The sequence below is a fragment of the Chloroflexota bacterium genome (genome assembly GCA_018648225.1).
GTDB lineage: Bacteria > Chloroflexota > Anaerolineae > Anaerolineales > UBA11858 > NIOZ-UU35.
Window position 1 is genome coordinate 1 of sequence record JABGRQ010000169.1, and the last position, 9,513, is coordinate 9,513.

General features: G+C 50.5%; 7 protein-coding genes. 2 read left to right on the forward strand and 5 right to left on the reverse strand.

From position 1 onward, the window contains the following. Positions 1 to 98: 98 nt before the first annotated feature. The 4 genes from fusA to HN413_15610 form a co-directional block, all read right to left on the reverse strand. Positions 99 to 2,177, reverse strand: a complete 2,079-nt coding sequence (gene fusA, locus HN413_15595) for an elongation factor G (GenBank protein ID MBT3391822.1) — start codon at positions 2,175 to 2,177, stop codon at positions 99 to 101. A 20-nt stretch (positions 2,178 to 2,197) separates the two neighbouring features. After that, a complete protein-coding gene (gene rpsG / locus HN413_15600; GenBank protein ID MBT3391823.1) occupies positions 2,198 to 2,665 on the reverse strand; it encodes a 30S ribosomal protein S7 in 468 nt (155 codons plus the stop codon). A gap of 92 nt (positions 2,666 to 2,757) precedes the next feature. Continuing rightward, positions 2,758 to 3,171, reverse strand: coding sequence for a 30S ribosomal protein S12 (gene rpsL / locus HN413_15605; GenBank protein MBT3391824.1), 414 nt, complete (start codon positions 3,169 to 3,171; stop codon positions 2,758 to 2,760). A gap of 179 nt (positions 3,172 to 3,350) precedes the next feature. Next, positions 3,351 to 7,256 carry a DNA-directed RNA polymerase subunit beta gene (locus HN413_15610; GenBank protein MBT3391825.1) on the reverse strand — a complete coding sequence of 1,302 codons (3,906 nt, stop codon included), beginning with the start codon at positions 7,254 to 7,256 and terminating at the stop codon, positions 3,351 to 3,353. Between the two features lie 334 nt (positions 7,257 to 7,590). Here HN413_15610 and era point away from each other — a divergent pair, with 334 nt between their 5' ends. Further along, a complete protein-coding gene (gene era, locus HN413_15615; GenBank protein ID MBT3391826.1) occupies positions 7,591 to 8,511 on the forward strand; it encodes a GTPase Era in 921 nt (306 codons plus the stop codon). 2 nt (positions 8,512 to 8,513) lie between these two features. Beyond that, positions 8,514 to 9,191 carry a lysoplasmalogenase gene (locus HN413_15620; protein ID MBT3391827.1) on the forward strand — a complete coding sequence of 226 codons (678 nt, stop codon included), beginning with the start codon at positions 8,514 to 8,516 and terminating at the stop codon, positions 9,189 to 9,191. Positions 9,192 to 9,248: 57 nt separating this feature from the next. Here the strand turns inward: HN413_15620 and HN413_15625 are convergent. Next, positions 9,249 to 9,513 (reverse strand): hypothetical protein (locus tag HN413_15625; protein MBT3391828.1); only part of this gene is annotated, 265 nt, incomplete at its 5' end.

Below are 9,513 nucleotides of genomic sequence, written 5' to 3' on the forward strand. Positions count from 1 at the left end.
CCATGGTCCCTACGTTCAAGTGCGGCTTGTCTCTTACAAATGTTTCTTTTGCCATTTGTGTTCTCCTAAATATTACTAAATAGGTGCTGAAATAATTTCTACAATTCGCCGCGAATAATTCGCTCGGCCAATTTTTCGGAAACTTTGGCGTAATGATCAAATTCCATCGTAAATACGCCGCGCCCTTTGGTCGCCGACCGCAGTTGGGTGGCGTAGCCGAACATTTCGGCCAAGGGGACCATCGCTCGAACCGCCTGTGAATTTGCCGGGCGTATTTCCATGCCTAGAACTTCACCACGTCGAGAATTCATTTGCCCAATAATATCGCCCAGATATTCATCTGGAGTTGTTGCTTCCACCTTCATGATCGGCTCTTGCAAAACGGGTCGCCCCTTTTGCACACCTTCGCGGAATGCCATCGAACCTGCTACCTTGAAGGCCATTTCGTTCGAATCAACTTCATGGAAGGAACCATCATAAAGACGAATTTTTATATCGGTGACAGGGTATCCTGCAACTACGCCCGATTCGGCAGTCTCGCGAATGCCTTTTTCAACGGCTGGAATGTACTCTCTAGGAATTGCGCCGCCAACGATCTCATTTTCAAAAGAAATGCCCGCACCGGGTTCGTTCGGTTCCAAAGATATTGTGACGTGTGCATATTGCCCGCGCCCGCCAGTTTGCTTTACATGACGATAATCAACTTTTTCAACACTGCGGGTAATCGACTCACGATAAGCTACACGCGGGTTGCCCACGCGTGCCTGAACATTAAACTCTCTCAGGAGGCGATCAACCAGAATTTCAAGATGTAATTCGCCCATGCCAGAGATTAGTGTTTGCCCGGTATCTGGGTCAACCCGGACCCGGAATGTGGGATCTTCTTCCGAAAGTTTGTGCAACGCTTCCGACATCTTGTCCTGATCTGCCATAGTTTTCGGTTCAATCGCCACAGAAATAACGGGCTCAGGGAAAGAAATCGTCTCTAGAATAATTTGGTTGGCAGCATCACAAAGTGTGTCACCAGTAAAGGAGAACTTTGGCCCTAAAATCGCCACAATATCGCCAGCCGAGGCATCATCAATATCCTCGCGGCGGTCAGCGTACATACGAATCAAACGCCCAATGCGTTCTTTCTTCTGCTTTATAGGGTTGTATACCGAAGCGCCTTTAGTCAGTTTTCCAGAATAGACGCGGATATAAGCCAGACGACCTACATACGGATCGGTAACGATCTTGAATACCAATGCGCTAAACGGCACACTATCGTCGACGGGGCGTACAACTTCTTCCTCGGAACTGGGGTGAAAACCCTTAACTGCGGGAATATCCAGGGGCGAGGGCAAAAAGTCTACTACGGCGTTCAATACCGGCTGTACACCTTTGTTACGCAACGAAGTTCCACAATATACGGGCGTCAACTGCCCAACAATCACAGCCTTGCGCAAAGCCGCTTTTAATTCATCAACCGAGATGTCCTCACCTTCCAAGTATTTCAAGGTGAGCTCGTCATCTGTTTCAGCTATTTGCTCTACCATGCGCTCGCGCATGGCTTTGACCTGCGCCTGCAAATCTATCGGAACATCGCCCTCAACCGGCTTTGTTCCCAGGCTGTCTTGCCAAACGATTGAACGCTGTGTAAACAAATCCACGGCGCCGCTATATTCAGCTTCTACCCCAATCGGCACTTGAACGGCCACGGGGTTCGCGCCCAAACGCTCGCGAATGTTTTTTATAGTATTTTCGTAGGAAGCGCCAACACGATCCATCTTGTTGACAAAACAGATACGCGGCACCCCGTAAAGGTCTGCCTGACGCCATACAGTTTCACTCTGCGGCTCTACACCCTGAACAGCATCAAAAACAACAATGCCGCCATCCAGCACGCGCAGAGAACGCTGCACTTCTGCTGTAAAGTCAATATGACCTGGGGTATCAATAATGTTGACAAGGTGATCTCGCCACTCCGCAGCAACCGCGGCAGATACAATCGTAATACCACGCTCGCGCTCCTGGTCCATCCAATCGGTGACGGTTGTGCCATCATCGACGGAACCAATGCGGTGCGTTTTGCCCGTATAATACAGGATGCGCTCAGTTGTGGTGGTTTTTCCGGCATCAATATGGGCAATAATCCCAATATTACGATACCGTTCCAAAGGATACTGGCGAGACATTAGAACCTACTCAAAAAAAACTAAACCTGGAAGTGCGAGAAGGCACGGTTGGCTTTCGCCATGCGGTGCGATTCTTCACGTCTGCGAACGGCTGAACCCGTATTATTGGCGGCATCCAAAAGCTCATCAGCGAGAAGCTCAGGGAAAGATTTTCCCGAACGCCCGCGAGCAGCAGCTAGGATCCAACGCGTAGCCAATGCAAAACGCCGTGGGGGAGGAACTTCCATCGGCACCTGATAGGTAGCGCCACCGATACGACGGGGCTTTACTTCCATAACAGGTGAAGCATTCTCAATGGCTTTATCAAATAATTCTAGCCCATCCTGACCGGCGCGCTCTTGCATAATATCCAGAGCTTGATACACCACCCGTGTAGCCAGACTTTTCTTTCCATCTTTCATGACGCGATTAATAAAAGATTGCACCTTTATACTGTTGTGGCGCACATCTGGATGAATTTCGCGTTTGGGAGCTCTATTTCGTCGCATTCAACTTCTCCGTTTTTACTTTAGCCTTGGCAAATAAGCTACTTGCATTAAGAATCGCCGGGGAAATCCGGCGATTTCTCAATCAATTCATATTATCGCTTCTTGGTACCGTATTTTGAACGGCTCTGCTTGCGATCGTCAACCCCGGTGGAGTCAAGTGTGCCGCGCACAATATGGTAACGCACACCAGGTAAATCTTTTACACGGCCTCCACGAACCAGAACGATGGAGTGCTCTTGCAAGTTGTGCCCCTCACCCGGAATATAAGCGGTTACCTCAAGCATATTTGTGAGGCGCACACGCGCAATTTTCCGCAGCGCGGAGTTCGGTTTTTTCGGAGTCATGGTACGCACATTCGTACATACACCGCGTTTCTGAGGAGCGCCCTTCGGCTGGCGAACACGGCGCTGATCATACGAATTAAACGTATATTGAAGAGCGGGGGCTTTACTCTTTACCTGCTTTGATTTTCGTCCATTACGAACCAATTGATTAATTGTGGGCACGTTTGCCTCCAGACAAAACTCTTTCGAACAATTTCTTCTAATTCAGCAACGGAGGCCATCGCTTGTGCAATGATGGCCTCGCGTCGAATACTTTTTCTCTGTTAAGCGGACAGGGGTTAGTAGCCCGTCCTTCTGAATTGGACAACGACCGGTGATTTTATCACAGCGGATATTCAGCGTCAATAGTTTTCGCCCAAGCCTAGTAAACCTGTGCTTAATTTGGGGCGTTTTTTCTGCGTATCTTCTTTGCCAAAGCGCACGACCTTGCCTTCATCGGTGATGGCTTCGACAGCCAGGCCAAGACTCTGAAGTTCTTTGACCAAAACCTGGAAGGATGCGGGAATGCTGGGGTCTTCCATTGGCTCACCCTTCACAATGGATTCGTAGGCTTTCACGCGACCAACCACATCGTCTGATTTGACAGTAAGCATCTCTTGAAGTGTGTAAGCGGCACCATAGGCTTCCAGTGCCCACACTTCCATCTCCCCAAAACGCTGCCCCCCGAATTGCGCCTTACCGCCCAGCGGCTGCTGGGATACCAGGCTGTACGGTCCGGTAGAACGAGCATGAACTTTATCTTCCACCAGGTGGTGTAATTTCAGAATAGACATGATACCAACCGTAACAGGGCGGTCAAAGGGCTGGCCGGTTTTCCCATCACGCAACACCTGCTTCCCAACAATAGGCGAGGGAAGATTGCTCTTAAGCATTTGTTCGCCTACCAACGGGCGCAAATCTTCATTATTAATATTTGTAGCATCTACGCCGCGATCCATAAGCCACAGACGCAAACAAGCAATAACAGCTCGCTCATCCTGGTCGTCGCGGTCGACAATGGCAACTTCCTGATTCTCGAAGGATAGAATTCCATCGGGATTAAAGCCGTTTTCACGCAGCCACTCGCGGACGACCGAACGCCGCGCGTAAGTTTCGTCAGAGATCAGGCGGTAGACATCATAATCTAATTCACCCAACCACATTTCCATATAAAGGCGGCGAACGTGGCTGTCATCATCAATGCCAATGGGGTCGTACCCTTGTTCGTCGATCCAAGCCCAGGCGCGCTCAGCAACCTCTTTCCAGGCACGATCAACCATCCACGCACGCGCCAACTCGGCTTCGATTTCGTACTCACGGGCACCGTCAAACACCGGTGTTAGGGCGCGGAAGCCTAAACGGCGCGCTGCCCATCCCAGATGAACTTCTAAAACTTGCCCCAGGTTCATGCGCCCCGGAACACCAGTAGGATTGAGAATAATATCAACCGGAGTACCATCTTCGAGGAAAGGCATATCCGCTTGAGGCACGATCACTGAAACCACCCCTTTATTACCATGCCGCCCAGCCAATTTATCGCCCGAAGCCAGTTTGCGTTGTTGCGCCACCGAAACACGCACCATTGTTTCTACACCCGAAGAAAGCTCAACGCCGTCATCGCGCGAGAAGACCTTTACATCCACAATTTTTCCGCGAGCGCCATGCGGCATCCGCAGCGAAGTGTCTTTCACATCGCGTGATTTTTCGCCAAAGATCGCCCGCAGCAAACGCTCTTCCGGGGTGAGTTCTTTCTCGCCTTTGGGAGAAATCTTGCCAACGAGGATATCGTTAGGGCCTACCTCAGCGCCAATGCGCACAATACCTTCTTCATCCAGGTCTTTGATGGCGGTTTCGCCAACATTAGGAATATCGCGGGTAATCTCTTCAGGGCCCAGACGGGTATCACGCGCCTCAACTTCATATTTTTCAACATGTACGGAAGTGAAGCGATCTTCCTGAACGAGGCGCTCCGAGATGACGATGGCATCCTCGTAGTTTGCACCCTCCCAGGAGAGGAAAGCGACCAGCGCATTCTGACCCAACGCCAGATTCCCATCTACAGTAGATGACGAATCGGCAATTACATCACCCTTTTTAACGATTTGGCCTTTGGTCACTGCCGGACGCTGATCGACACAGGTGCTCTGGTTAGAACGCTGATATTTTCGCATACTGTAGACATGTTCGCCATCTTTGTAGCGAACAACAACACGCCCACCGGTCACCGAAACAATTTCGCCATCTTCCTGGGCAACAACAACCTGCCCGGAATCAATCGCGGCGAAGTATTCCATGCCCGTCGAGACACGCGGCACTTGCGGACGCAGCAGAGGCACAGCCTGAGCCATCATGTTTGAACCCATCAGGGCGCGGTTGGCATCATCATGCTCCAGGAAGGGGATCAGCGCAGCGCTGATGCCCACAATTTGATGTGGAGCAACATCCATATAATCAATATTATCGGCGGGCGAAAAGATGAACGTAGTGCGGTGCCGTGAAGATGCACGCCCGCGCACAAATTCACTATATTCATTGAGCGGTGAATTCGCTTGCGCAATGACAAATTTATCTTCCGTATCTGCCGAAAGATAACTGTAGTCATCGGTTACAAAGGGAACAATCAGCACTTCTTTGATCTTTAACTTGGTAATTTTCTTTGCTAGGTCTTCTGTAATGCGTGTTCCTTTGGCAACAACTACTTTCTCGGTTTTGGGATCTACCACATCGTCACGCACGGAACGGTCCACCAAATGCGGACTATCCGGGGGTAAAGCCTTCAATACACGCCGATAGGGCGTTTCAATAAAGCCGTATTCATTAACTTTCGCAAAGGAAGCGAAACGTCCGATTAGACCAATATTGGGACCTTCTGGCGTTTCGATGGGACAAATTCGCCCATAGTGTGATTGATGCACGTCGCGCACATCGAAACCGGCGCGCTCACGACGCAAACCGCCCGGCCCAAGCGCCGAAAGCGTGCGTTTATGGCGCAACTCGGCCAGAGGATTGGTTTGGTCCATGAATTGGGAGAGTTGGCTTGAACCAAAGAATTCGCGCAAAGCCGCTACAACCGGACGAACATTGACAAGGCTGACCGGCGTGAGATTATCCTTATCGCGAATAGACATACGCTCTTTAACCACGCGCTCCATGCGGCGCAAGCCAATACGCAGTTTATTCTGGATTAATTCTCCGCTGGTTTTCGTGCGCCGATTTCCCAAATGGTCAATATCATCGGCATGTTCAACGCCATTATTGATGGTAATCATATGGCGCACCAAACGCACTACATCCCACTTGGTTATGGTGCGGTGCTCAATCGGCACCAATTGGTGCAAATCCAGTTTCTGATTGAGTTTGTAGCGCCCAACGCGTTTAAGATCGTAACGGCGATGCTGGAAAAGTTGCTCTTCCAAAAACTCGCGCGCATTTTCAAGTGTGGCCGGGTCGCCAGGGCGCATCCGGCGGAAGAACTCTAACAAGGCTGCTTCAGCAATCGTGTGCCCATCCGACAAATCCCACTCCGGCTCTTGCGCCAGGGTAGCAGGGATAAACATCCGGTCGGGATTGTTATCTACATCTTCAAAGAGGCGCAGCAATTCTTCATCGGAGCCTTCGACAATGGCATTATTACCCAAACCATCATCAACGGTAGCCAAAGCCCGCAAGAAAATGGTAACCGGGATCGTGCGGCGGCGGTTGAATTTCAACGTCAGATAATCACTCTTACGCGTGCCAAATTCCATCCAGGCGCCGCGATCGGGAATCATCTTTGAATTTGCCAGACGGCGCCCTGTCGTGCGGTCGGTTTCAGCTTCGAAATAAACACCTGGTGAACGGATCAACTGGGTAACAACAACACGCTCGGTGCCATTAATAATAAATGTGCCCTTATCCGTCATCTCGGGGAATTCGCCCAAGAAAATATCTTGCTTAATTGGCTCGGGAATCGCGGGGCCGGCCAGAAGCACCGACACATATAATGGAGACGCGTATGTCAAATCACGCTCAATACACTCATCCACATTATATTTTGGCTCTTCAAACCAATAGGTTAACCCCCACTCTTCCGACTCAGGGGAACGGCTTGGAAAATACAAGCGCATATCCCCACTATACGATTCGATAGGGGAAACCTCGTGAAACAAATCAGCCAGTCTTTCGCTCTTCAAACGCTCGAATGATTCCAACTGAACTTCGATCAAATTGGGCAATCCAAAACGCACATCAATACGAGCATAAGTTTTTGAGGGTGGAAGCTGTGCCATATAAAAACTCTCCTGCATCAACCGTTGACTAGAGCGGACTTATCCATGACAAACCACGCGACAGAATGCCCTGGCTGTTTATGTGAGCCAGGGCAATGTGCGGTTTAAAAGATAACCTGTACGGCCAAAATATAAATCATACGCGGGGCCTGAATCAAGGGTGTGATTATAATCGGATGTCCCGCCAAACGTCAAGAAGAAGATTCAGTATTTTGGGAATTACCCTGAAAAACCCGCAGCGAGTGCCAGCGCAGCAAAAAAGCCAAGAAAACTTTGTGCTTCACAAGGTATAATAGGCCCCGCTCACCAATGAGAAAAAAAACTAAAGGAAACTATGCACCCAAACTCACCAATTGAATTTCGCACTGGCTTTGTAGCCGTCATGGGACGCCCCAACGTGGGCAAATCTACCCTGATCAACGCGCTGATCGGGCAAAAAATTGCCGCAGTTTCGCCAAAGCCACAAACCACTCGCAAGCAACAACTCGGCATCTTCACCACAGATACCGCCCAGATCGTCTTTGTCGATACGCCCGGCCTGCACAACCCGCATCACAAATTGGGTAAATATATGAATGAAGAAGCCGCTGATGCGCTCGATGACACCAACCTGATTCTATTTGTGGTGGACATCAGCCAGATGCCGCCTCATGAAGAAGACCGGATTTTACTTAATTTGCTGGATGAACTGAAACAAGCCCCAAAGGTGATCCTGGCCCTGAACAAAATTGACCGTGTGGAAGCAGGGGATGTAGCCCCAAGCGCGGCAGCCTATGCAGAGCTACTCCCCGAGGCTGAAATCTGCCACATCTCAGCCACCCGCGGCCGCGGCCTCGAACAACTCGTAGAGCAACTCACCCTCAATCTGCCCATAGGGCCGCCATACTATCCACCTGACCAAATTACCAATCTCTACGAGCGCGAAATTGCCGCCGACCTGATCCGCGCCGCCAGCCTGATTCACCTGCGCGACGAAGTTCCTCACGCCATTGCAGTGCGCATTGACGAATATACCCAGCGCACCGAAGAGCTTGTCTATATCCGTGCGACTCTTTTTGTAGAGCGCGATTCACAAAAAGGCATCGTCATTGGGCAAAACGGCAAAATGCTCAAGCGCATCGGCTCACATGCGCGCACCCAAATTTCCAGCATGACCGGCGGCAATGTCTACCTACAACTGCGCATCAAGGTGCGCCCCAACTGGCGCAATAACGAAAAGATGTTACGTCAATTTGGTTTTCAGCGCTGGGAGTAAGTATGAAATATCGCTTCCTCTACATTGCGCTCTATATTGCGATCGTAAACTGGATTGCCGCCACAAAAAAATGGAAATGGCTGGTTTATCTCACCAAGCCCGCTGTCATACTGGCAATTATGGCCTATGTCTGGCGGTTGCGCCCTTACCTGATAGCCTCCGATGGCCGCTTCAATTGGCTAATCGGCGCGCTGCTCTTCTCGCTAGTGGGCGATATTTTGCTCATGCTGCCCGGCAATTTCTTCACTCCCGGCTTGGTCGCATTCTTGTTGGGACATGTGGCCTATATCATCAGTTTCGCGGCCGTCAGCACATTCACATTGAATGCCCCCCTAATCATCGTCGTGAGCATGGTGAGCGTAACCGCAAATCAAATCTATCGGCAAATCACCAGAGCGTTAGAGCATAGAGGTAATCAAAAGTTAAAAATCCCTGTACTTATTTACACCAGTACAATCTCGGTTATGCTAATTATGGCGCTGAACACCCTGACCAGTAATTCCTTTGAAACCTACCGGGCGCTATTTGCCAGCGGAGGCGCGCTGCTGTTTTCACTCTCGGATACCTGGCTGGCGTGGGATCGCTTTGTAGAACCATTGCCTTGGCGCAATTTTCGTGTGATGGCAACCTATCATGTCGGGCAAGCGTTTTTGTGCCTGGGATTTTTGATGACATTTTAGCCTAACAAAAAAGGCGGGTTGCAAAGCAACTCGCCTTTTTTGTTAGGGATGTATTTCCTAATCTTCGGGGGTAAGCCCGTCATCGGGGAGTGGTTCAGCTTCCTCCTCCGGGGTTGATTCCCGTACATCTACATTAGCTACCACCTGGGGGGCAGCGACGATCCGCGGGACGTTCTGATAATCGCGCGTGCCAAAATAGGTCATCATTACTGCGCCCATCCCCCACAAACCAACTACCACACGGGGCAAGCCACCCCCACAGGGGACGATCTGATCGAACCCGGCCAGCACGAAGTAGAGAATCAACGTGCCCACGCCCGAT

What these genes read in the sequence shown, in the direction of transcription:
- fusA (MBT3391822.1), bottom strand. Translation starts at nt 2,177, where the DNA reads ATGTCTCGCCAGTATCCTTTGGAACGGTATCGTAATATTGGGATTATT.
- rpsG (MBT3391823.1), bottom strand. Translation starts at nt 2,665, where the DNA reads ATGCGACGAAATAGAGCTCCCAAACGCGAAATTCATCCAGATGTGCGC.
- HN413_15610 (MBT3391825.1), bottom strand. Translation starts at nt 7,256, where the DNA reads ATGGCACAGCTTCCACCCTCAAAAACTTATGCTCGTATTGATGTGCGT.
- HN413_15620 (MBT3391827.1), top strand. Translation starts at nt 8,514, where the DNA reads ATGAAATATCGCTTCCTCTACATTGCGCTCTATATTGCGATCGTAAAC.
- era (MBT3391826.1), top strand. Translation starts at nt 7,591, where the DNA reads ATGCACCCAAACTCACCAATTGAATTTCGCACTGGCTTTGTAGCCGTC.